General features: G+C 58.0%; 20 protein-coding genes and 1 tRNA gene. 3 read left to right on the plus strand and 18 right to left on the minus strand.

Going from position 1 to position 24,290, the window contains the following annotated elements; all coding sequences use genetic code 11:
• From QZT71_RS03955 to sufB, 9 genes are all read right to left on the minus strand, one after another.
• A partial coding sequence (locus QZT71_RS03955; protein ID WP_295912788.1) for a TolC family protein occupies positions 1 to 705 on the minus strand: 705 nt, incomplete at its 3' end.
• Complete coding sequence (locus tag QZT71_RS03960; RefSeq protein ID WP_295912791.1) at positions 702 to 3,734, minus strand: efflux RND transporter permease subunit; 3,033 nt, start codon at positions 3,732 to 3,734, stop codon at positions 702 to 704. The genes QZT71_RS03960 and QZT71_RS03955, both read right to left, overlap by 4 nt.
• 7 nt (positions 3,735 to 3,741) lie before the next feature.
• A complete protein-coding gene (locus QZT71_RS03965; protein ID WP_295912793.1) occupies positions 3,742 to 4,770 on the minus strand; it encodes an efflux RND transporter periplasmic adaptor subunit in 1,029 nt (342 codons plus the stop codon).
• 60 nt (positions 4,771 to 4,830) lie between these two features.
• Positions 4,831 to 5,937, minus strand: coding sequence for a BT_3928 family protein (locus QZT71_RS03970; RefSeq protein ID WP_295912795.1), 1,107 nt, complete (start codon positions 5,935 to 5,937; stop codon positions 4,831 to 4,833).
• Positions 5,915 to 6,619 carry a thymidylate kinase gene (locus tag QZT71_RS03975; protein WP_295912798.1) on the minus strand — a complete coding sequence of 235 codons (705 nt, stop codon included), beginning with the start codon at positions 6,617 to 6,619 and terminating at the stop codon, positions 5,915 to 5,917. Before QZT71_RS03975 ends, QZT71_RS03970 begins: the two co-directional genes overlap by 23 nt.
• A 38-nt stretch (positions 6,620 to 6,657) precedes the next feature.
• Positions 6,658 to 7,875 carry a SufS family cysteine desulfurase gene (locus tag QZT71_RS03980; RefSeq protein ID WP_295912801.1) on the minus strand — a complete coding sequence of 406 codons (1,218 nt, stop codon included), beginning with the start codon at positions 7,873 to 7,875 and terminating at the stop codon, positions 6,658 to 6,660.
• A gap of 2 nt (positions 7,876 to 7,877) precedes the next feature.
• Complete coding sequence (locus tag QZT71_RS03985; protein WP_295912804.1) at positions 7,878 to 8,699, minus strand: SufD family Fe-S cluster assembly protein; 822 nt, start codon at positions 8,697 to 8,699, stop codon at positions 7,878 to 7,880.
• Positions 8,696 to 9,448 carry a Fe-S cluster assembly ATPase SufC gene (gene sufC, locus QZT71_RS03990; RefSeq protein ID WP_295912807.1) on the minus strand — a complete coding sequence of 251 codons (753 nt, stop codon included), beginning with the start codon at positions 9,446 to 9,448 and terminating at the stop codon, positions 8,696 to 8,698. The genes QZT71_RS03985 and sufC overlap by 4 nt, the downstream gene beginning before the upstream one ends.
• 25 nt (positions 9,449 to 9,473) lie before the next feature.
• Complete coding sequence (gene sufB, locus QZT71_RS03995; RefSeq protein ID WP_295912809.1) at positions 9,474 to 10,919, minus strand: Fe-S cluster assembly protein SufB; 1,446 nt, start codon at positions 10,917 to 10,919, stop codon at positions 9,474 to 9,476.
• A gap of 419 nt (positions 10,920 to 11,338) precedes the next feature.
• Between sufB and QZT71_RS04000 the strand changes: the two genes are divergently transcribed.
• Positions 11,339 to 11,429, plus strand: a tRNA-Ser gene (locus QZT71_RS04000).
• 521 nt (positions 11,430 to 11,950) lie between these two features.
• Entirely contained in the window at positions 11,951 to 12,301 is a 351-nt protein-coding gene (locus QZT71_RS12505) for an IS1 family transposase (RefSeq protein ID WP_363150775.1), read from the plus strand.
• A 370-nt stretch (positions 12,302 to 12,671) separates the two neighbouring features.
• Here the strand turns inward: QZT71_RS12505 and QZT71_RS04005 are convergent, their stop codons facing one another.
• Positions 12,672 to 14,162, minus strand: coding sequence for a nucleoside hydrolase (locus QZT71_RS04005; RefSeq protein ID WP_295912812.1), 1,491 nt, complete (start codon positions 14,160 to 14,162; stop codon positions 12,672 to 12,674).
• On the minus strand, positions 14,162 to 16,051 hold the full coding sequence (locus QZT71_RS04010; RefSeq protein WP_295912815.1) for a TonB-dependent receptor: 1,890 nt from the start codon (positions 16,049 to 16,051) through the stop codon (positions 14,162 to 14,164). The genes QZT71_RS04005 and QZT71_RS04010 overlap by 1 nt, the downstream gene beginning before the upstream one ends.
• 270 nt (positions 16,052 to 16,321) lie before the next feature.
• On the opposite strand from QZT71_RS04010, the gene QZT71_RS04015 reads away from it, so the two are divergent.
• A complete protein-coding gene (locus QZT71_RS04015; protein ID WP_295912818.1) occupies positions 16,322 to 18,220 on the plus strand; it encodes an MFS transporter in 1,899 nt (632 codons plus the stop codon).
• A 3-nt stretch (positions 18,221 to 18,223) separates the two neighbouring features.
• On the opposite strand, the gene QZT71_RS04020 is transcribed toward QZT71_RS04015, so the two are convergent.
• The 7 genes from QZT71_RS04020 to QZT71_RS04050 form a co-directional block, all read right to left on the minus strand.
• On the minus strand, positions 18,224 to 18,985 hold the full coding sequence (locus QZT71_RS04020) for an energy-coupling factor ABC transporter ATP-binding protein (protein WP_295912821.1): 762 nt from the start codon (positions 18,983 to 18,985) through the stop codon (positions 18,224 to 18,226).
• Entirely contained in the window at positions 18,982 to 19,791 is an 810-nt protein-coding gene (cbiQ, locus tag QZT71_RS04025) for a cobalt ECF transporter T component CbiQ (RefSeq protein ID WP_295912824.1), read from the minus strand. The genes QZT71_RS04020 and cbiQ overlap by 4 nt, the downstream gene beginning before the upstream one ends.
• Positions 19,788 to 20,774: an energy-coupling factor ABC transporter permease gene (locus QZT71_RS04030; RefSeq protein WP_295912826.1), complete on the minus strand. Its 987-nt coding sequence runs from the start codon at positions 20,772 to 20,774 to the stop codon at positions 19,788 to 19,790. Before QZT71_RS04030 ends, cbiQ begins: the two co-directional genes overlap by 4 nt.
• A gap of 65 nt (positions 20,775 to 20,839) precedes the next feature.
• Positions 20,840 to 21,880 (minus strand): urea transporter, encoded by a 1,041-nt coding sequence (gene yut / locus QZT71_RS04035; protein WP_295912828.1) that lies wholly within the window; start codon positions 21,878 to 21,880, stop codon positions 20,840 to 20,842.
• Positions 21,881 to 21,910: 30 nt separating this feature from the next.
• Positions 21,911 to 22,825 (minus strand): urease accessory protein UreD, encoded by a 915-nt coding sequence (locus QZT71_RS04040; RefSeq protein WP_295912829.1) that lies wholly within the window; start codon positions 22,823 to 22,825, stop codon positions 21,911 to 21,913.
• The gene (ureG, locus tag QZT71_RS04045) at positions 22,822 to 23,493 is read right to left on the minus strand and encodes an urease accessory protein UreG (RefSeq protein WP_295912831.1); all 672 of its coding nucleotides are present in this window, start codon (positions 23,491 to 23,493) and stop codon (positions 22,822 to 22,824) included. Before ureG ends, QZT71_RS04040 begins: the two co-directional genes overlap by 4 nt.
• 104 nt (positions 23,494 to 23,597) lie before the next feature.
• A complete protein-coding gene (locus tag QZT71_RS04050; RefSeq protein ID WP_295912834.1) occupies positions 23,598 to 24,290 on the minus strand; it encodes an urease accessory protein UreF in 693 nt (230 codons plus the stop codon).

Here is a 24,290-nt window from a genome sequence, read left to right on the forward strand (position 1 = left end):
CGCCAGCGCTTCGTCCGGCAGCACCCGGCCGGGCAGCGGCAGCGAGTCGCGGATGCCCTGCACCAGTGTCACCTCCAGTCCGGGATCGGTGCCGCGCAGGATATTGAAATTATGCAGCGCCACGGTGTAATTCTGCTCGGCGCTCACCAGGGCGAACTGCGCCTCGCTCAACCGCGCCTCGATCATCAGCACGTCGCCCTTGGCAATATACCCCTCGGCAAAACGGCGGTCGACGACCTCCTTGAGCGACCGGATAATACGGACATACTGGCGCATGGAGGCGGCATAAAGCTCCATGGCCGATAGGTTCCAGTAGGTGTATTCGGCCGTATACCGCACGTCGAGCCGCGTGAACTCCTGGTCACACAGGGCGATGTCGTACCCTAGTTCGGCCTGCCTGTACGCCGCACGCACGGCCCCGCCGCCGTAGACGGTCTGCACGAGCTGCGGCAGGACGCTGAAATTCCACCGCTCGACCCCGTCGTAATGATGTGCCGTAGCCGTGAAACTGCCGTCGAGCGACAGGCGCGGAAGATAGCCCGTATAGACCTGTCCCCGGGTTTCGGCGGCTGCATCGCTCTTCGACGCGGCGACTTTCAGCTCCCAGCTGTAATCGGTCACGGCACGGCGGTAATCGTCGAGCGAAGTCTGGGCCGATGCAGGCAGGCAGGCGCACAGAGCGAATAATGTCAGGATATTCCTCATGGTTTGCGGATATTATAGAAAATAGCGTAGACGACCGGCAGCACGCAGACAGTCAGCAGCGTGGCGACCAGCAAACCGCCCATGATCGTCGCGGCCATGGCGCCGAACATCGAATCGAACAGCAGGGGCAGCATACCGAGAATCGTGGTGCCCGAAGCCATCGCCACGGGAACGATACGGCTGCGCGTAGCGGTCGTAAGGGCCTCGTAAGCGCCCTTGCCCCCCGAGCGCAGCACGCCGATTTGCTCGACCAGCACTACGGCATTCTTGATGTTCATGCCCACGAGCCCCAGCAGTCCGAGCAGCGAGAAGAAGTTGAAAACCTTGCCCGTGACGGCCAGGCCGAGCACCACGCCGATAAAAATCAGCGGAATCATCAGCAGGATGACGATTGGCTCGCGGTAGTTGCCAAACAGCAGGAGCAGGACGATGAAAATCAGCACCATCGTCAGGGGCATGTATTCGGCCAGCGCCGAGTTGGACTCCTGCTGACTCTCCTGCTCCCCGAATACTTTCATCGAATAGCCGTCGGGCAGCGTAACGCTGCGCGAAATCGAATCCCGCAGGGCGGCGAACAACTGCATCGTATTGACTCCGCGACCGGGGTCGCACTGCGCTTTCATCACCCGCTGGCGGTTGAAGCGTTTAACCACCCCGCCGCGGTATTCGAAGCGGAACCCGTCGGTCGCCTGCTCGATGGAGTAGACCTTTCCGGCCGGGGTAAAAATCGGCAGCGCCTGCAGGTTGGTCAGGTTATAGGCGTCGATGTTCTCGTCCTTGAGCAGAATCGGCATGAACTGGTCGCCCTCGCGGTATTCGCCCAGGCGGTAGCCCTGCGTGGCAATCGTAATGCCCTGCGCCATCTGGCTGCGCGTCATGCCGATACGCTGTCCTTTCATCTGCGAATAGAGCGGCAGCCACGTCGGCACGCGGTTACCCCAGCTGTTGCGGATATTCACGGTGCCGGGCGTACGCCACATAATCTCTTCGGCGGCCTGCGCCAGGCGGCGCAGTGTGTCGACATTGTCGCCGATAAACCCGAATTCGATTGCCGCGTCGGGCACGGGCGAAAGCTTGAAAAGCGACGAGCGCAGCCAGACGTCGGGAAAACTATCCCGGACATAGGCGTTGAACCGCGCTTCGACGGCTTCGGTCTGCCCCTTGTCGTGCAGTTCGATCAGGACATTCCCGAAATTGGGCCGCAGCGAAACGCTGCTGCTGGCGAGGTAGTAGCGCGGCGGCGTGGAGCCCATCGTCACCGACACGGTCTTCACCTCGGGCTGCGCATGGAGCCACTCTTCCATCCCGCGCAGGTTGTGTTCCGTATCGCGGATATTATACCCCTCGGGCAACAGCACGTCGGCCCGGAAATAGGGTTTGTCGAGCGACGGGAAGAAATTCTGCGGCATGAGGCCCATTACCGCGAGCGACAGCACGAACAGCGCCACGACGCCTGCCACGACACCCCACCGCCAACGCAGCAGGGCGGCCAGAAGGCGGTCGAAGGCGCGGTAGAATTTCGTATCGTAGGGGTCGTGCGCGGCAGGTTTGACGCGAAGCATGAAATCGCCGAAAAGCGGCGTCTGCGTAAGCGCCAGCACCCAGCTCAACAGCAGCGAAAGGGCAAGCACGACGAACAGCGGCTTGACGATTTCGGCCACGGACGACGGGGCGAGGTAGAGCGGCAAGAACGAGAAAATAGCGATCAGCGTAGCCCCCAGCAGGCTCCAGCGCGGGGCATTGGCCCCCTCGGTGATGGCCTGCCTGCGCGCGACACCCCGCAGCATGGCCTGCTGCGCATTGTCGGTCACCACGATTGCGTTGTCCACCAGCATCCCCATGGCAATGATAAATCCGGCGAGCGACGTGCGGTTGAGCCCCTCGCCCAGGAACTGCATCAACAGTAACGTGCCGCCGATGGAGAAGAGCAGCGAACTGCCGATCAGCACCCCGGCGCGGAAGCCCATGACGAGCATGATAATGAGGATGACAATCGCCACCGACTCGGCGAGGTTCAGCACGAAGGTCGCATTGGCCTCCTGCGCGATGCGGTTTTCAGGATAGAGCACCTTCAATTCCATGCCAACGGGCATCTGGCGCGTAAGCCCGTCGAGCACCTGTGTGATCTTGGTCCCGGTTTTCACGACGTCGACCCCGTCCTCGGTCGAAATGCCGATGCCGACGGCGCGGTTGCCGTCGACACGCATCAGCGTCTGCGGCGGGTCGGCATATCCGCGCTCGACGCGGGCGATGTCGCCCAACCGGTACTGCTTGCCCGAAGAGGAGATAAGCAGTTGGTTGGAAATGTCGTCGAGGCTTTTGTAGGTGCCGGCTTCGAGGATCCGGATATTGAGCGCCCCGGCCTGCTTTTCACCGCTGTTGACGATGGTATTCTGCTGGCCGATTGTGGCCACGATGGTTTCGGGGCGGATGGCGAAATTGGCGAGCGCCGCAAGGCTGATGCTGACATTGACCACGGGCGTCTGTTCGCCGAAAAGGCTCACTTTCTGCACGCCGTCGACCGTGACGAGCGCCGTTTTAATCCGCTGTGCCCAGTCGCGCAGTTCCGACCACGTGAAACCGCCGTCGACCGACAGTCCGTAATAGATGCCGTAAACATCGCCGAAATCGTCGGCCACCGTCACGGGCGAAGCCCCCGACGGCAGGCGCGGCTGGACGTTGAGCACCTTGCGGCGCAGTTCGTCCCATAACTGGGGAATCTCGGAAGCGCTGGTCGCCGGGTCGAGTTCGACCATGATTTTCGAGAGCCCGTAATAGGATTCGGAGGTGATTTTATGCACCAGGCGCATCGACTGCACCTCGCGTTCGATGGGCTCGGTGACGAGTTGTTCGACCTCCGCCGGCGTGGCTCCCGGATAGGAACAGACCAGCGACGCGCTCTTGATGACGAATACGGAATCCTCTTTTTTACCCAGCGTGAAGAAGCCCAGGGCCCCTCCGGCGATCAGGACGAACAGGAAGAACCAGACGACTTTCTTATTGTGCAGCGAATATTCGGGCAGGTTCATGGCAGATTCAGTTTAATGTCCGCACGCGCTCGCCCGGACGCAATTGGTACACCCCCGCCGTAACGACCCGCTCGCCCGGTTCCACTCCGCTGTCGACCACGACACGGTCGCGGCCGAACAACTCGCCGAGTGTCACGGCACGGCGTACGACACGGTCGTCACTTCCCACAATCCAGACGTAGGTGCCGCCTTCGGCCGGGGCGTAAACGGCCGAAACGGGCAGCGACACGGCGTCGGGAACCGGATCGGCGCTCTGCATCGTAATCGTACACGACATACCGGGCGAAACGGGATAGCGCCCGGCATCGACATTCACAAGGCGCAGCGACACGGGGAATCCCGAGGCATCGGAAGAGGTTTTGGCGTAATCTTTCAGCACGGCCGGGAACTTCACGCCCCGGTAGTTGTCGAATTCGACCTCGAAACGGGTCGAGGGCTCGGAAAGGAGCATCAGGCCGCTTTCGGGCATCGTGAACTGCACCTGCGTCGTAACGGGGTTCACGACACGGACTATGGCCTGCCCGGCCTGCACACGCTCGTAATTGTCGACGTACTTGCGTTCCACGACGCTTGCGAACGGAGCACGCAACTTGGTATCCTTGAGCAAGTCGAGGGCATTGTCATAGGACGACCGGGCCTGTGCGTAACGGGTCTGCGAGGCTTCGAACTCCTGCCGCGAAACGGCTTCGTGCTCCAGCAGGCGCTGCATGCGCTGCAACTGCGAACGGGCTTCGTCGTACGCCGAACGGGTGGCAGAAACCTGCAGCTCGATGTCCCGGGGATCGAGTTCGGCCAGCAACTCCCCCTTCTTCACGCTTTCGCCCTGCGAAACCGGCACGTCGAGCACCTGCCCCGCAAGTTTGAATGCGAGGTTTACGGCATCGTCCGGCGTCGCCAGCCCGGCAAAATCCTTGTCGATGACCCCGGCGCCGGAGGCAACGGTGACTTTTACGGGTCGAACCGCTGCCGGCGCAGGCTGCCGGCGGGAGCAGGCGGAGAGCGCGAGCAGGAGAATCAAAAGATGGAAAGTTCGCATAATAAGAAAGTTGACTCCGTTTCCGGGGTCAACTTTCATACCACAGGCCGCAAGGTGTCCCTACGGACGAATATCGCGACAATTCTTTTTAGCGCGGATTATGCCGTCCTCCAACACGACCATGCCGTTGTTGGCGCGCAGCATGGTTTTCATGGTCGAAGCGTCGATATTGTAGCAGCGCACTTCGCCCGAACCGAAATCATGGCGTGTAACACCGTACAAAGGCTGGGGAGTAAGGCAGACGACGCGGGCGCCTTCGGCGGCGGCACGCTGTACGATTCCGGCGAACCGTTTGGCACAACTGCGCGGCAGGCGGTCGAACGACGTGACGCAGAGCATATACACACGGCCGGGAGCCGTCACGATTTCCTCGGTAGCGTCCCCCTCGGCGTCGCGCAGTGCGAATTCGCTCATAAGCGGTCGTATGGCAGGCATTTCGCTCGTAGTGCGGGTATCGACCCACTCCCACTTTTCAGCATCCTGCCATGCGATGTCCTCGAGCGAGAATTCGCGCAGTTTCCCAGTTTTGATATTGCGGTAAATGAGCACGGTTTCCGTTTCCCCGGGCTCGACGACCGGGGCATGCATCCCGTCCCAGATATTGACCCCGACCTTGTAGGGCAAAAAGTCGATCAGCGGCAGGTGGCGGTAACAGTAATAGCCCAGGTACATCGTCAGGAAAAAGAACGTGACCGTGAGCACGATTTCCAGCGGATTGAACGCAAAAATCTTGTCTGGGCGGTAACGCCACCAGACCACCACGGCCATCGGCAGCAGGGCCAGGTTCTTGAAGAACGTCTGCCACGGCGTCAGCTTCAGCGCCTCGCCGAAACAGCCGCAGTCCTCGACGGGAATCAGCGTGGCGCTCAACAGCGTAAGCGCCGTAAAGAAGAGCATCGACAGCACGGCAAAAATCGAAATCAGGCGGATGCGGACCTTGAAAAGCAGCATGCATCCCATCATCATCTCGGCGCCGCACAGCCAAATTGAAAAGGCCATGCTCGCGGGCTGGAGGAATTCAATGCCGTAAATCGACAGGTACTCGTTGACCTTCATCGCCGTCCCCCACGGGTCGATGACTTTCGTGAAGCCCGAAACGATGAACGTACAGGCCAGAATCAGCCGGCAGACGTTGGCCAGTAATTTAAAGGCTCTGCTTTTTCGCATCGGTTTCGAGTATTGGGGTCAGTTCGGCGCGGATTTTGGCAAAGATGCCCTCGGGGGAATCCATGGCGCCCACCGTATCGCAGCAGTCGACTACCCGCAGCGAAGGGTCTTTGGCCGCCATGGCGAGGTACACGCTGCGCACGTTCTGCTGGAGTGCGAGCGAAGCCTCGTGTATGTCCTGTCCGCCCTGCAGGTAGTCGCGGTCGTCGCCCTCGCGCACTTCGGTGAGTTTGCGCTCGGTGAAGGCGAACGGCACGTCGAGGAACAGCGACATGTCAGGACGCGGAAGCCCGTTATAACCGAATTCTAGGTTCACAATCCACTCCGCCAGGCGGTCGCGTTCCTTCCCGGCAGGAAGTTTGGCGCACTGGAAACCGACGTTCGAGTAGACATAGCGGTCGAGGATAACGACTTTGCCCGCCGCGAGCCACTGCCGTATCTGCGGAGCCGCGTCGGCGCGGTCGCCTGCGAAGAGCAGCGCCACCAGATAGGGGTCGACCTGCCCCACGCCGCCGAATTCACCGCGCAGGAAGCGGGCAATGAGCTCGCCGTAAACCGGGGAGTCGAAGCGCGGGAAATGCACATACTCGCTCGCGGCACCCCTGTCGGCAAACAGTTGGCGCAGCATCCGGATCTGGGTCGACTTGCCCGCACCGTCCAAACCTTCGAGTACAATGAACATAAGTTCCTTTTTATTTAAAGAATCAAGTAGTTTTCCTGTCACCGCAGCATCCGCACGGCCCGTTCCACGCCGTCGGCCAGCACATCGGCTTCGGCGAGCGTATTGTACAGTGCGAACGATGCACGGCACATGCCCGTCGTGCCGAAATGCGTCATCGTCGGCTCGGCGCAATGCTGCCCGGTGCGGACGGCGATGCCGAGTTTGTCGAGAATCATCCCCATATCGTACGGATGCACACCCTCGACATTGAACGACACGATAGCGCACTTGTCGGGCGTCGTGCCGTAGATACGCAGCCCGTCGATTGCCGAAAGGCGCTCCGTGGCGTGCCGGAGCAACGACGCTTCGTGCGCCTCGATTTCCGCAGGGTCGAACCGCTGCACGAACTTCACGGCCTCGCCCAGGGCGATCGCTCCGGTGAAGTTGGCCGTTCCGGCCTCGAATTTCAGCGGCACGGGTGCATAGGTGGTTTCGGCGAACGTCACGGTATCGACCATGTCGCCCCCGCCGAGGAACGGCGGCATGGCCTCCAGCAGGGCGCGCTTGCCGTACAGCACGCCGATACCCGTCGGGGCGTAGAGCTTATGGCCCGAGAACGCATAGAAGTCGCAGTCGAGTTGCTGCACGTCGACGCCTCCGTGCACGATGCCCTGGCATCCGTCCACGACGGCAATCGCCCCCGCGGCGTGCGCCGCATCGATAATTGTCCGCAGGTCGGGGCGCGTGCCGAGCGTATTCGAGGCCTGCGTCACGGCGACGACACGGGTTTTGCCGTCCAGCAGCCCCGGAAGCAGTTCCGTGCGCAGGCGCCCTTCGTCGTCGAAAGGCAGGACACGGATTTCCGCCCCCTTGCGCCCGGCGAGCAGCTGCCACGGAACGATGTTCGAATGGTGCTCCATTTCGCTGACGACGATGTTGTCGCCCGCATGGACGAACTTTTCGCCCCACGCATAGGCGACCGTATTGAGCGACGCCGTAGCGCCCGCCGTAAAGACGATCTCCTCCTTTTCCGCCGCGCCGATAAAGGCACGGATACATTCGCGCGACGCCTCGTAGAGCGTCGTCGCCTCTTCCGAGAGGTAGTGCACCCCGCGGTGAATGTTGGCGTTGAGCTCACGCTGCAGGTAATCGACCGTTTCGATTACCGCCAGCGGTTTCTGGGCCGTAGCGCCGCTGTCGAGATAGACGAGCGGTTTGCCGTAGACCCTGCGTCCCAGAATCGGGAACTCTTCGCGTATTTTTTCGACGTCGAACATCGTTACAGTTTTTCCATTTTGGCAATCACGGCATCCATCGCCGCCTCACACAGCGGCCCGATGCCGCAGCGGCGCACGATGTCGCCTACGAAACCTTCGATTTGCAGCCGCCGGGCCTGCGCTTCGCTCAAACCGCGCTGCCGCATGTAGAGGATAGCCTCCGAGTCCATCTGCCCCACCGTCGCGCCGTGCGAACATTTCACGTCGTCGGCATAGATTTCCAACTGGGGCTGGGTCGTAATGCGCGCCGTTTCGCTCAACAGGATATTGCGGTTCTGCTGCTGCGCATCGGTATGCTGCGCATCGGGTGCCACATAGACCAGCCCGCAGAATTCGCCCACGGCCGTTCCGCCCGCTACACCCTTGACGTAGGACATGCTGCGGCAGTCGGGCACATTGTGGTTCGTGCGGAGCCTGACCACGCAATGCTCCTGCCCTGCGGCGAGGAACACCCCGCCAAGCCGGTTTTCGGCATCCCGGCCGTCGAGGTCGATTGTATAGGAAACGTTGGCGCTCGAAAGCTGTACCGCCGTCATATGGCACCGGCTGCGGGCCGCCTGCCTGACCGCGACTTCGGCAAACGCCTCGGCAAGGAACAACTCCGTCATTTCGAACCGGGCGTCCTCCGCCAGCACGATGTCGAGCGACGACATGCCGGGCCCGGTGTGCACGACGACAAGCTGCGCCGAACCCCCCGCGGCGACTTCGATACGCATATGCCGGGGGTCGACCGCGGCATAGGGAACCTCTCCGGCCCCGGAAAGGCGGAGCGCCTCGCCCTGTGCCGTGCGGAACCCGCGGATTATATCGAGCAGCGCCGTCATTCCCTGTAATCGTTAATCAACCAATCGTATCCCTCCTTTTCGAGTTTGAGGGCCAAAGTTTTGTCGCCCGTATGGATGATGCGTCCCTTGTAGAGCACGTGCACGACGTCGGGAACGATATAATCCAGCAGGCGCTGGTAGTGCGTGATGACCACCGTAGCGTTTTCGGGCGTATGCAGTTTCGTCACACCGGTGGCGACGATACGCAGGGCGTCGATGTCGAGGCCCGAGTCGGTTTCGTCGAGAATAGCCAGTTTGGGATCGAGCATCGCCATCTGGAAAATCTCGTTCTTCTTCTTCTCGCCGCCCGAGAAACCCTCGTTGACGGCACGCGAAGTGAGTTTCGAATCCAGCTCCACGACGGCGCTCTTCTCACGCATCAGGCGCAGGAACTCGGCAGCCGTCAGCGGCTCCTCGCCGCGGAATTTGCGTTGCTCGTTTACGGCCAGTTTCATGAAATTGGCCATCGTGACGCCCGGAATTTCCACCGGATACTGGAAACCCAGGAACAGCCCCAGGCGCGCCCGGTCTTCAATGGCCATGTCCAGCAGATCCTGCCCCAGGAATGTCGCCGAGCCATCGGTGACGGTGAATTTCTCATTGCCCGCGAGCACCGCCGCGAGCGTCGATTTGCCCGAGCCGTTCGGGCCCATGATGGCATGCACTTCGCCGGCCCGGACTTCGAGGTCGATGCCCCGCAGTATCTCCTTGCCGTCGACCGACGCATGCAGGTTCTTTACACTTAACATATCTTCGTCTTTTAATTATCGTTAATTATCCCACCGACCCCTCGAGGCTTATCGACAGCAGTTTCTGCGCCTCGACGGCGAATTCCATCGGCAGTTTGGCCAGCACTTCGCGGGCGTAACCGTTGACAATCAGCCCCACGGCGTCCTCGGTCGACAGCCCCCGCTGGTTGCAGTAGAAGAGCTGGTCGTCCGAAATCTTCGACGTAGTGGCTTCGTGTTCGACGACCGCCGTACGGTTACGGCTGTCGATTACCGGAAACGTATGCGCGCCGCACTTGTCGCCGATCAGCAGCGAATCGCACTGCGAATAGTTGCGGGCGTTCTCGGCCCCTTTGGCCATGCGCACGAGGCCCCGGTAGGAGTTTTCGCTCCGCCCGGCGGAAATACCTTTCGAAACGATGCGGCTGCGGGTATTGCGGCCGATATGAATCATCTTCGTGCCGGTATCCGCCTGCTGGAAGTTATTGGTCATGGCCACCGAGTAGAACTCGCCGACCGAATTGTCGCCGGCAAGGATGCAGCTCGGGTATTTCCACGTAATCGCCGACCCGGTTTCGACCTGCGTCCACGACAGCCGCGCGTTTTCACGGCAGATACCGCGCTTGGTAACGAAGTTGTAGATACCGCCCCGTCCCTGCTTGTCGCCGGGATACCAGTTCTGCACCGTGGAGTATTTTACCTCGGCGTCTTTCTCGACGATAATCTCGACCACGGCGGCGTGCAGCTGGTTTTCGTCGCGGCGCGGAGCCGTACAACCCTCCAGGTAACTCACATAGGCGCCTTCGTCGGCCACAATGAGCGTGCGTTCGAACTGCCCGGTTCCCGCCGCATTGATCCGGAAATAGGTGGACAGCTCCATCGGGCAGCGCACGCCCTTCGGGATGTAACAGAACGACCCGTCGGAAAAGACCGCGGCATTGAGCGCGGCATAAAAGTTATCGGTATAGGGAACGACGCTGCCGAGGTATTTTTTCACCAACTCGGGACAGTCGCGCAGCGCCTCGGAGATCGAGCAGAAGATAATGCCCTTTTCGGCCAGCACCTCCTTGAACGTAGTCTTGACCGACACCGAGTCCATCACGGCATCGACCGCAACGCCCGCCAGCGCCATCTGCTCCTCGAGGGGAATCCCCAGCTTGTCGAACGTACGTTTGAGTTCGGGGTCGACCTCGTCCATCGAATTGAGCTTTTTCTGCTGCTTGGGAGCGGCATAATAAATGATGTCCTGAAAATCTATTTCGGGAATCGTCAGGTGCGCCCACGTCGGAGGCTCCAGCGTCAGCCAATGGCGGTAAGCCGCCACGCGCCGCTCGGTCATCCATGCGGGTTCGCCTTTCTTGGCGGAGATCAGCCGTACGACCTCTTCGTTGAGACCCTTGCCGATGGTTTCGGTTTCGATGTCCGTGGTAAAGCCGTATTTATACTCCTGCTCTCCTATATTTTCCAGTATGTCCTTATCTTTCTCTGCCATCGTGAGCGAAATATCACACAAAGATACAAAATCAAATCACAAATTCATAACGAAGCCGAGCAAATATAGGTCCAGAGCCGCTCAAACGACAAAAAAGAGGCGCGAAGCACTCTTTCCCGTTTCCCGTCTACCGCCGACAAAGGGCCTCCGAAATATCCAGGGAAAGGACTGCACGTGAAATGCCGACGCCCCGAGCCCGGTAAGCGACAGGTATTCCGTGAACTGCCGGCAGCCTGTCACCGGGCGTAAGCCCGGCCTGCAAAACGTCAAAACCCTGCACAACGATAACAAAACCGGACCGCGGAACCGCGGAAGTTCGGATGAAAAAATAAATTTTGGCCGCATTTCTTTGCAGTTCGCCAAAAAGATTCTATATTTGCGAACCTTTTTCAGGTTAAACACCCGAAACGAGGGTGACCGGAGAGTTGGGTGAGTGGCTGAAACCACCAGTTTGCTAAACTGACGTACGGGATTACTGTACCGGGGGTTCGAATCCCCCACTCTCCGCCAGGGGGTAATGTTACAGATTAGGAGGTGAACAGTTAACTAACTGTAAATCATTCCAAGAACCTAAAAAAATTAGAGTAATAAAGACGATCTTTGGGTCGTCTTTATTATTTTTTATGTCCTGAAAATCGAGATAAATAAGTCGAAGGTCCCGAAAATTGACCTTCATGTTACAGATTAGGGGATAAACAAAATGAAATGCAGATTTTGTGGCGAAGAATGTATTAAAGACGGACGCCAAGCAAACGGGAAGCAACGATATAAATGTAGCCATTGCCACAAAAGACAACAGGAACATTATTCTTATAACGCATATTCTCTCAATTTAACACAGATATAACAACCTTAACAAAAGAAGGCCTAGGAATAAGAAGTACCGCTCGGATTCTTCAGATATCTCCGACAACGCTTTTACACTGCATCATCTTAATTGCCAAGTCTATTACACGTCCTCCAATTGTCAAACACCGGATTTACGAAGTGGATGAAATCAAGAGTTTCGTCCGTCGAAAATCGGAGTTCGTGTGGATTGCATATGCCCTCACCGAAAATCGAAGGAAGTAGTCAGCTACAATATCGGCCCCAGAACAAATTCTACATTGGACGTAGTCTTAGAAACGCCAAAACTATCTGAAAATAAGCGGATATATACAGACCGATTACGAAATCATCGTTCGTTGATCGACCGGAAAATACATCGGACATCATTATACGGAACGAACCTCATAGAGAGAAACAATTTGACATTGCGCACACACTTGAAACGACTTACCAGACGCACAATTTGTTATAGTCGAAGTATGGCAATCTTATCCGCCATTTTAAAAATCTATTTCTGGGGATTAATGATTATATCAATCGGGAAATTCTATTGACAAGCGTTAAAAATGGTAAACGCTTGTTTAGACTTTAACCCGCGTTGGCTACTAACCGGAAAGGGTAATATGATCAATACAGAGCCGGGGTAAGCGTTGCCGGGCAGTTCCTTTACGAACAGTTCAGACACTGGATTTGCAGAATGGGGCTCTTTATGAACTCGACATTGCGGCGGGGCAGTGTACATACGAAGTAATTCTACGTAACCACTCCTGCAAAGCGGTAATATTCATATCAATGATATGCGGTATTATTTGCACTCACAGGCCGACGCGAACGCAAACACGCAAAAACACATGGCATCCGCCCTACATCGTAAGACATGGATGCAGAGTGAAAAATGCAACCTGAATTTATGATCCGGGCGCACTATTCCCCGACATACATATCGAAAATACCGTGGCGGTCGAATTCAAGCCAGTATTGCAAGGCCAATCCCCGGACATACAGCCAATAAGGTTCGGTCAGGTTACCGTAAAGTTCAATTCCCTTTTCTACGTCCCGACGGATGCGTCGGGCATATTCAGGCTTCAAAGCCAGCCGGATCGTTTTTCCCTTGAAACTGAATCGGGCTTCGGGACGCGGCGGATCGTTTTCCGCCACGGAGATCAGTCCGTGCCCGACGGATGCTCCGGTTCCGACCTGTAAGCCGTCGTTCATACAGCTTATGGGCGGATTATGCCCAGCATAGGTCGTCACCTCGATATCATCCACTCCGATATTGAAGTATTCACGCGCCCGGATTCCCATCTTGACTCCGATGGTGGCGTAGATACCCAGATGGCCATGCAGTTCGTTGGTCAGCACGCCTGCACGCCACTCACTCGGCCCATACCGGGCAATCGTCTCGTCGACCATCGGCACGACATCTGCGGCATAGAGCTCGTGCTGAACAGGGAATCCGTAGAACACGCGGCTCTCACTGTCGGGTTTACCCCGGAGAATACGAAGTATCTCCTCCGGAATCTGCGCAGCAGCAACCTGATCCGACAGGCTGCAAACCTCGACGGTTTCGTTTATTTTCCGGGTAGCGAACAATCCCGGAGCGAACAGCCGGACCGCGGCCAAATCGTCCCATGCCTGCAAATGCCCCGCATCAACCAGCTTCGCCAGCGGAGCGGCACGGTGCGTATCGGCGATCTTCCGGGCGTAAACGGTCGGAACGGCGGCCACCGAATCGAGCAGGGCGGGAGTGACGACAACCGGACAATCCGGGTTGGCCGAAACGACCGTCACGGGAATCCCGCTTGCCAGCACGCGGCTGGCAGCTTCTCGGTCTGTCTCGTAATTAGCCCCAGCCAGAGGTTCCACCCGGGTGTTGTACCAAACCACCCGTTCGATGCGGCCACCGAGGGCGGGATTCGCCTGCAATACATCGGATAGGTTCGTCAGAGCACCCAGTGCGATAAAAAAGACTTTTTCCTCTTCGTTTTCGAGCGTTTCCCCGATCAGCGTCTGCGCCAAAGGGAGGGCGGCAGAACCGGACGAGGGAGCGCCCCACTCTACATGCAGGGAATGCGTCCGCCACACCGGAGCCGGCGCGTTCACGGCTCTGCCCGCTCCGACCGGGACGCCTTCGTGGTAGAAGGAGTCGAGCAATGCCCGCACGCGGACGGCGGCGCTGTCGGGGAGCAACGCCCCTTCCGAAGTCGTGATGGCGAGTACTTCGACCTCCCGGTTTCCCAGCAGCATACAGAGCGTGCGCAGGTCGTCCGCAGCCCCGTCGGTGTCAATGATCGCATGAAAGCGCGCCTTGCCCGAATGCGCATGGCCTTCCGGGATCAGGTAAATTAAACATACGATGGTAAATATAGTTCGTAAAAGCGTGTGTAAATGAATTGTCATATCTTCCGATTCCATTAAAAGGTTACGTTTACGCCGCCCAGTGCCGTGGCTTTCGGCATCGGGAAGCCCGTATTGATTTCATAACGCTGCGCCAGCAGGTTCTCGCCGCGGACGAACAGATCGAGCCAGCGGGTTACGCGGAAGGTCACGTTGGCGTTCCACAGCACGAAGTTGTCGGTCAGCTCTTTGGGTTTGACCTGCGTATAAAGCCCGTGCACATACTGAATGCCTGTCGAGGCGTTCCACCGCCCCCGCGTGAAGGCGCCGCCGACGTAGAGTTTGTGCTCGGGAGCAGCGACGACCGGATAAGCCATATGCAGATAGCTGTAATTGGCGGACACCGACCACGCGGCACAGATCCGCCAGGCGATGTCGCCTTCCGCACCCCAGTTCTCGATGCGGCCCGTATTGATGTTCATCGGCCGGCCGTTGACCGGGAGGGTCTGAATCATGTCGTCGCCGTCGGTGTAGAAGACGTTGACTCCGTAGGAAAGGGCACCGCCGAGGAGCCGCTGGGTGAACGAAAGTTCGTAGTTCATCAGTTTCTCGGGTTTCAGATCCGGATTCTGCGGCGGAAACATATACATTTCGCGGATGGTCGGAAAGCGGAATCCCTTGCTGACCATTGCCTTGAGCTGGGCGTTGCGGGGCAGCAGGAACGACAGGCCGCCCTGCGGAATCCACTCTGTTCCGGCGTGCGAATGGTGGTCGAGACGCAGCCCGGCATCGAGCGTCAGCCAGTGTGTCAGGCTCTGGCGGAAATCGATGTATCCGGCCACTTCGTCCATCGTCTTGTCGGCCGTGGTCTTATCCGGATCGCCGTTGAGATAGCGGTTCCAGGCCTTGCCTCCGAAGTGCTGGTAGTCGACGCCCATGGTCAGGCGGTTGCCCGTGAAGAGCGACGCGCTCTGATACCACGATACACCCAGCATCCTGTCGCGGGAATTGAAGCGGTAATCGAGCGGTTCGGCACCGGGCGAATAGCCATCGTTGATCTTGTGGCGGCCCCAGTTGTAGAAAAAGCTCAAGGCTCCGGAGGTCTTTCCGTAGTCGTTGCGCAGCGCGAACGAAGTCATGCCGCGGGTGATGTGCTGTTTGTTGTCGAGAATGGGCGCCGACACGGCTCCCGGGTTCTGAGCGTTGAAATGCGTGAGGTTCACGTCGGCGTAGACGTCCCACTCCTTCGTAATCTGGTAGCCCAGTTTGGCATAGCCTCCATACTGCTCGAATCCCATATCCTTACGGTGTCCGTCGGTGCGGTTGTACGATCCGGTGACCGTGCTGGTGAAACGCCCGTATTTCAGCTGGTTCGTGGCTTCGGTCTCCAACGTGTTGTAGGAGCCGTAACCGGCGTGGACATTGGTTTTCACGCCGTCTTCGACCATTTTTCGCGTCACGATATTGATTACGCCGCCCATGGCGTTCGAACCGTACAACACCGAAGCAGGGCCGCGCACGACTTCGACCCGGTCGGCCAGCATCGACTGGTAGGCATCGGCAATGGGATGCCCCATCAACCCCATGTACTGGGGATGGCCGTCGATCAGCACCAGCAGACCCGTCGTGGGACCTCCGCCGACACCGCGCAGCGTCATCTGTCCGGCCGCGCCGCCTGAAACGCCGTAGCCCATGATGCCGCGTCCCGTAACGAACAGGCCCGGAATCTGCTCGGTCAGCGTCGGCAACAACGATGGGTGAAACCCGTTCTCGATCTTCTTACGGTCGACGACGGAGATGGTCATCGGCAAATGCCGGATGTCGGTTTCATGCCGGGTTCCCGTAACCACGATCTCTCCGATGGGATAGGTTTTCTCTTTACGCATGCTGTCGGCGATCTCGGACCGCACAGCACACACGGGGGCGATGCTGCCGCATAGCAGCAGGGCAAACAATCTAAACTTCATTTTCTTGCATTATGTTTTACTCGGATACTTATTCCATCTCTTTGCAACGCATATGTGGCGACATGATTTTGTCCCTCCCCAATTCTTGTTCCAAATCCGCCGCCAGAGCAAAGGAAAGTGTAAATTCCGGATACGAGCCTGGAACAGACGGTCGTCTTCCTGTTTCGGCGCGTTTCTTGTTCTGAACCGGACAAAGCGCTCATTATGGAAAACACCCGGCAACCGATCCCACTTAGGATCCGGCAGTACCTGCGCGATGCCGTCGGACGCATGCACCCTTCCGTCTCGTTCGTCTCCTGCATCGGCGTCCTGCTGGCTTATCTGACAGGCGTCTACATAACAGGATCGCTGCACGAGGCATCGCGCTGGATGGGGGCCATGCTGGCCTGTACGTCACTGGTAGTCGTTCTGCAATCGCACAGTTACAAGGAGTCGCTGCGTGCCGGATGGACCAGGGTGCTGGGGACTTTCCTCGGGGCGCTTATTGCCTACATATACCTCGAGAACTGGCCCTTTTCGATCGTAGGAATGCTCGCCTCGGTCTTCGTGCTGGAGATGCTCTGCATGCTGGTCGGAATCTATCAGAACAACCGCATCGCCACCATCACGCTGCTCATCATCCTGCTCGTCTCGCAGATGACGCCCCACGTCTCGCCGGCCGTAAACTGCCTGCTACGATTTACCGAATCGGTCGTCGGCGTCGGGGTGGGCGTTGCACTGTTGTGGGTACTCGAACGGTGGAAACGATGGCTCGAACCGCCCCAAAATACGAACATACATTCCGATAAAAACATGAATATGGACACGATGCCCTTGCGCTGGGGCCATTTCAGAGTGCTTATCGTCGCTTCGCTCGGACAGATAACCGGAGCGGGTCTGGCGACGTTGGTCGGCGTCATCCTGCCGATGATCCAGATTTTCCGACATCCCGAACTTACGTCTCTTCAGCAGGGACTTGTGGCTGCGACCAGCCTCGTCGGAATCATGGTCGGTTCGGTGCTGTTCGGACAATGGAGCGATAAAAAGGGGTACCTGTTCTTCTTTCGTTTCTGCCCTGCACTCATTCTCGCGGCCTCACTGTTTGCCTTTTTTACAGCCAATCTCTTCGGCCTGGTCGCAGGGCTGTTTTTTATGGGACTGGGTATCGGCGGCGGTTACAGCCTCGATTCGGACTATATTTCCGAGATCATGCCCCGGCGGTGGAAACTGCTGATGGTAGGCGTGGCGAAAGCCGCTTCGTCGTTGGGCAGCATCGCGGCAGCGGGCATCTGTTTCTTCCTGCTCCGGGAGTGGAACGATCCGCATCTCTGGAATCGTCTGCTGCTGCTTATCGCAGTCATGGCGGTCATCATGCTGCTCTGCCGCATCCGCTTCGAACAAAGTCCCGGATGGCTCATCGCCCACGGCCGCATACCTGAAGCCGAGAAGGCGGTGCGTTATTTTCTGGGGCCGGACGTGGAGATCGGCGAAATCCGCAATCGGCCGAAGAAAACGGAAATGCCGAAAGTCGCATGGAGCGACCTTTTTAAATCAGGTCAGGTAAAGAAAGTGGTGTTCAGCGGCATCCCCTGGGCCTGTGAGGGATTGGGTGTTTACGGCATCGGGGTATTCCTGCCCGTGCTGGTCATGGCGCTGGGACTGGAAACGGGTTCCGAATCGGCCTTTTCCAGAATCACCGATTCGGTACTGCTGACCACCTGGATCAACCTTTTCATCCTGCCGGGATTCGTCCTGGGCCTGTTGCTCGTCAACCGTTGGTACCATGTGCGGACCCAGACCTGGGGCTTTATTCTCTGCGCAGCGGGCATGGGCATCCTGCTGGCGGCCTACCAGCTCCATTGGCCGGTCTGGATTGCTGTGGCCGGGTTCATGCTATTCGAGTTGTTTCTCAATGCCGGCCCCCACCTGATGACTTTCATCATCCCGCCTCAAATTTATTCCGTCGCCGAACGCGGTTCGGGAGCGGGATTGGCCGCAGCTTTCGGCAAACTGGGAGCCGTCGTGGGCGTCGTCTTCATTCCGGTGCTGCTCAAATGGGGCGGAGCTTCGCTGGTGCTTTGGGTGACAATCGGCGTACTGCTCGCCGGAGCCCTGGTTACGGCTGTTGTCGGCCGGGAGGTGCTTCCCGACCAAGGCCGGTCGGTACGTCCGGAAATCCGGCGCGACTGACCGTCAGAGAGCATATTCCTTCTTCAGCGCACGTTTCATCCGCAGTTCGCAAGGTTGTTCCAGTCCGCAGTCTTCCAGCAGAGCCAGATCGGCAAATACATGCCGTGTGTTACCGTCGGCTACGATCCGCCCCTCTTTCATCACAATGGTGCGGTCGCAAAGGTCGAGCACCATCTCCATGTCGTGCGTAGCGATTAGCGTCGTATGGCTGAAACGGCGGATCAGGTCGATGATCTGCCGCCGGGCGCGGGGGTCGAGATTCGAAGTAGGCTCGTCCATGACGAGTACCGACGGCTCCATCGAAAGTACCGTGGCGATTGCAACGCGCTTCTTCTGGCCGCCCGAAAGCTGGAAAGGAGACGACTTGCGCAGATGCAGCGCACCGACGGCATCAAGCGCCTCCGTGACACGGCGTTCGATCTCTTCGGATTCGAGTCGCATGTTCGAGGGGCCGAAGGCCACGTCTTCTTCGACAGTGGGCATGAAGAGCTGATTGTCCGAATCCTGAAACACCAGTCCCACCGACTGTCGCACCAGCGGCAGCGTCCTGCGCGTGAGCTTGATCCCACCCATGACCACCACCCCCTGCGAGGGCGTCAGCAATCCGTTGGTGTGCAGCAACAGGGTCGATTTCCCGGCTCCGTTCGCCCCCACCAAGGCGACCTTCTCCCCGTGCGTGATGCAGAACGAGACGCCGCAGAGCGCTTCATAACCGTTGGGATAACGGTAATGCACATCGTCGAATTGGAGGTAATGGTGACTCATGACAGTAGCGTTGAAAGGGTCTCGACCGGATGGAACAGGCGCAGCAGAACGAGTGCCGCACACCATACGACAAGAAAAACCGTATCGCGCATTTTCCATACCGGATGTTCGGAAACATCCGCCGGAATCCGTCCCGTAAACCCACGTGCAAGCATGGCCCGGCTGATCAGCTCGGCCCGGTCGAAGGTGCGGATCAACAGTTGTCCGACGAGCGTTCCCCAGACTTTCAGCGGATAGGATCTGCGTCCGAAACTCCGCGCGTCGCGGGCCTGTTGCATGGCCATAGCCTCTTCGATCAACACATACAGGTAACGGTAAACGAAAAGCAACTGCGTAGTGAAAACGGCCGGTACGCCAAGCCGTTGCATACTCCGGCAAAGGCGGTAGTATCCGGTGCTGCCGATCAGGACGAGCAGTGCCTGTACCGACAACAGGCCGCGCAGGGTGATCGAGAGGAACGAGACCCAGCCTGCGGTGACGACCAGCGTGCCAATCCGGAAAACCGGTTCACGGTCGTACAGGAGGTTGAAGACACCGATAAAGGCGACGAACGGCAGGACGATGAGCGACCGCCGGAATACCGTTCCGTAACTTATATTGCCCATCGCACAGGTAATGATCGGAAAAACAAAAAACAACAACAGGTTCGGGAGCCGGACGAGCGGCACGGAGAGCATCGTTAAGAGGAAAACCAGCGTAACGAGCAGTTTGGCCCGTGTATCCGTACGATGGAGCGGACTCTGCATTCGCGCAGTCCGCTCCATCGCATCCAATGCACAAAGTACGTGCTGCAGCCTGTTTTTCATCCCTGCTTTTGTCCGGTGCGAAACAGGTAGGAAACGCCGAATACGGCCAGCAGAATAGCTCCGCTGCCTATAATCCCCGCAAATGTCGTGTTATAATCCGGTATCACGGCTGTTTTTTCCTGAATAGCGGCGGCCTTTCGGTGCAGGCCGTCGGGCACTGTTTCGAGTTCTGCCTGTCCCGTTGTTTTTTCAATCGACCACTCCAGCCCGTCGGGATCGGACGAGGCAATCCACGAGAACGACCCGCCGATCAGCAGCGCCGCCAGCGAGATCGCCGCAAGTACCTTTCCGAACCTCCGCTTTCCAGGAGTGCGTTCCCTACGGACACCATACAACAACTCGGGCTTGTATTTCTGTACCACGTAGATCACGGCAGCCGTGGCCAGCCCTTCGCCGACGCCGATAAACAGGTGGATCGGGAGCATGAACAGCAGGAACTGCCCCATAGGCAGCGCCGTAATACCCGAAGCTTCGGTTTCGATTGTCACAGCCAGTGCGCCCAGTTCGAGTCCGACCACCGAAGCGATCATCGACGCGGCCAAAATCCGTCCCGGCGATGCATTGCGTTTTATCAACGGCCTGAACAGCAACGGATAGGCCACAAGACACGACAATACGGCCATGTTGAGGATATTGGCCCCAAGGGCCATAAATCCGCCGTCGGCGAAAACAAGACACTGGAGCACCAGCACCGAAGCCAACGTAATCAGTGCCGCCCAAGGGCCCAATATCGCCGAAAGCAGGATACCCCCGACCAGGTGGCCGCTTGAACCCGTGCCCGGAATGGAGAAGTTTATCATCTGGGCGGCGAAGATGAACGCGCCCATCACCCCCATCAGCGGAACGATGTGTTCGTTCTGCCCGTCTGGTTCACGGCTATCGCTTCCCGTGTGCTTCACTTTCCAAATCGCCGCCCCGAGCAAGGCCAGCGATACGGCCCCCGTGACGGCAAATACCGGCGGAGATACCAGTGCGTCGGACATATGCATGATCTGTCGTTTTTCAGGTTTTCAGAATTGGTCCGCCCGGTCTATGCCGAACCGGGCGGCTATTTCTTTTTCGCACCGGGCTGCTGCATGGCCAGGTGCTTTTTGTTCTCCGGGTTCCAGTTCGAATGGTCGGGTTTCTCCTCGTCGTCGAACTTGATGAGCGGCAGCAGGAACAGCCATGTGGCGATACAGAACGGCCCTGTTAAGGTAGCGATACCCACGGGCGCCATCAGCATATACATGCCCGCCTGGATGAACACCGTGACCAAAATGCCCAGAATGGCCCACAAGGCCGAGCGGAAATTCGGTTTATAAAACACCGTAGCGAGCGCTATGGCCGTCAGCACGGGGCTGTAACCGTAAAGTCCGTCTGAAATATCCGAGCCCGAAGCCTTTAAAACGATGACCGTTAGCAGCGCCAGCGCCGAACCGATTGCAGCCCATAGCGCCGCCCAGCGGCTGCAGAGGAACAGTCCCACGAGAAAGCAGATGCCCGTCACCCAGGAGTTGATCAGGAAGACCTGCCCGATACCCTTGAGCCAGTAAACCAACAGATCGACGAAACGGATGCTTTCGAACGACGAGAACGCCGCCGGAAGCGCCGGATCGGCCATATGCGTCGTGGGAAGCCCATGCATGGCGCGCGCCGCCAACAGGAACATCCAGGTGCAGAAGACGAACGGGAAGGTGAACGAGTTGACTTTCCAGGGCGCCATCACATTGTTGAATCCCATGCGTACCCAGGTCGTAAGCGCCGAACAGAGCACTAACGCCAGCCACATCCAGACGGTGTTGCCCATGAAAGTAGGAAACGCACATCCCACCAGCACGCCGTTGAAGCCCCAAAGCCCCTGCTCGCCGTCCTTGGCGGGAAATCCGAGGATGTAACCCGTTATCGTCGAGACGCTCACGCCCAGCAGGGCGCCCCAGGCAACGAGTCCCTGGCCTTCGATGTACGCGCCCCAGAAAATGCCAACCATGAACAGCAACCCGGTCCATGCGCTGTTTTGAAACATCACCTGCCCGGTTCCACGAAGTAGAATTTTAATGAAGTCGAAGCCGCCGACGGCGTCTTGCGAAGAAGTAATTGTGTTTGCCATACGCTCAGAATTTGAATATTGATAAGGCTCCTACCGCCAGGGGAACTCTTCGGGCAAAGGTTTGCCCTTGACTTCCTGCCGAACCGAGGAACAGAATTCGCGGATGAGTTTCTTCACGGGCGCCGTCTCCTCGCCTAAAACTTTATAAAGCAGCCCTGCTTCGTTCGGCAGGCGCGTAATACCGGCGGCCAGCCGGCGATCGCGGTCGATGAATGCCTGCGTCCGTTCATAGATGCTGTCGGCATGTTCCGGAGGCGTCAGTACGATCACATTGGCAAAAACGTCGTAACCGTTCATTGCGCCGAGCGTCGACGGCGGGTACATTTCGGGCCGAATGATGAATTTCTCGCGGAACAGTTGCTCCCCGTCGGGACGTTCGGCATGGGAGCAGACAGAAAGTATGTCGTACTGGAAAGTTTCGCCCCGGTCAAAATACTTGCGGCCGCTCATGTAAATTTCCGAATAGAACAACGTGGCCGACGGCGCGATGCGGATAGCCGTATCAGCGATGAACCGGGTGTGGCGGCACGGAATCGTCGGTTCGGGCAGATATTCCAGATAGGAGTCCTCTTCGAGTTCGATTACCTGTGTCAGTCCCGAATAGTTGTAGCGCATCTCGGCCAGCTTGGTCGCCGCCCCGGTCGAAATGTGGGCATAGGCACCTTCGCGGACGACGAAACGCTGTTCATAGCGATCGCCGTCCACGTTGGGGCCTCCCGAGGATAGGATGTAAACGCACGGCATCTCGGGCATGCCTTCATCGAAATAGAGTTCCTGCTGGACGATCAGCGGCGCATGCCTTTCCAAATCCCGCATGATCGACTTGCCGTCGTCATCGAGTTCGAATCCCAGGAAAAGATACCCCATCTTGCCCGGAGTGCCCACAGGCATCGCCTTCGGCTCTTCGAGATAGGGACTCATCTCTTTGGCTGCTGCAAAATTCATTGTACGGTGCTGGTTACGGGTTCCGAAACTTCCTGTTTATTTTTGTCAATGTCGAAAAGCGCCATCCGGCGGATCAGAGCGATCAGTTCGTCGATCCCCTCCCCCGTCATACAGTTGGTGAATACGAAGGGCTTGCCCGGGCGCATCAGCTCGGAATCGCGCCGCATCACTTCGAGGTCGGCATGGACATAAGGGGCCAAATCGGTCTTGTTGATGACCAGAATATCGGACTGGGAGATGCCCGGCCCGTCCTTGCGGGGTATCTTGTCGCCTGCGGCCACATCGATCACGTAGATGAAGAAATCCACGAGCGCCGGGCTGAACGTGAGGGTCAGGTTGTCGCCGCCCGACTCGATCAGCACCACGTCGCCGTCCGGGAAGCGGGCTTCCATCTCCTCGACCGCCGCGATGTTCATCGAAGGGTCTTCGCGTACGGCGGTATGCGGGCACGCGCCGGTTTCAACGCCGATGATCCGCTCCTCGACAAGGATGCCCTTCAGCATTTTACGCACATGCTTGGCATCCTCCGTGGTCACTACGTCATTGGTGATTACCAGCACTTTATAGCCCATATCCAGAAGCCGCGGGGTAATCGCTTCGATCAGCGCTGTTTTGCCGGAGCCTACGGGGCCGCCGATTCCGATTCTGCAAGTTGTATTGTTGCTCATAATTTTATCTTTCTGTTTTTACATTCGTTTATCCCGGGATGGCAGCGCAAATCCGGCTCCAACGAACCAGTCTGCCACCGCCCTTAAATAAGGCTTCTTAAGCCTTAATTCATAAACATGCGTTTGGTACCTTTTTCGTGCAGCGAGGCGAGGATGTCGATTTGCGGCACGAAGGTGTACATATCGTCGAAATCCATGTCAATCACCTTGTTATAGAGTTCGCCGAGGCTTTCAGCGGCCCCGAACAAAATGCGCTGCGTGTCGTAATGCGATACGCGCACGCAGCGAAGAGCCGCGCTGACAACCATGTTGACCACACCATACTGGTGGGAGCAGAACAGTTCTTTTTCCGGAATTCCGCAGGCTGCGAATACGATGCCCTGCGCCACGGGATAGGTGCCGGGCGTGCGGTCGTCGGCAATGTCGCCGAGCCACAGCGCTACGGTTTCATCTGAAAAGATATGTTTCGACAGTTCAGCCAGTTTCTTACCCATGCGCCGGGTCATTAACCGAGCCTCGGCATTCATTTTACAGAGTATGACCTGACGGTCGGCGTTGAGGATACCCTCGTAATGACCGAGATTGTAACTGCGAAAAGCGTGCAATGCCGCGACTCCGTCGGTAAAGGCGGCCTGCCGGGCAATATCCTGCGTATATTTTTCGAGCGTCGCGGCATCGTGCACCAATCCCTCTTCGGCAGCTGTTTCCAGTCCGTTGGAGAAGGAGAAGGTTCCGACCGGAAAGGCCGAGTCGGTAAATTCGAGCAGCCGCATGACAATTGTCGCGTTGTCGGTCAT

It is taken from the genome of uncultured Alistipes sp. (genome assembly GCF_902388705.1).
Classification (GTDB): domain Bacteria; phylum Bacteroidota; class Bacteroidia; order Bacteroidales; family Rikenellaceae; genus Alistipes.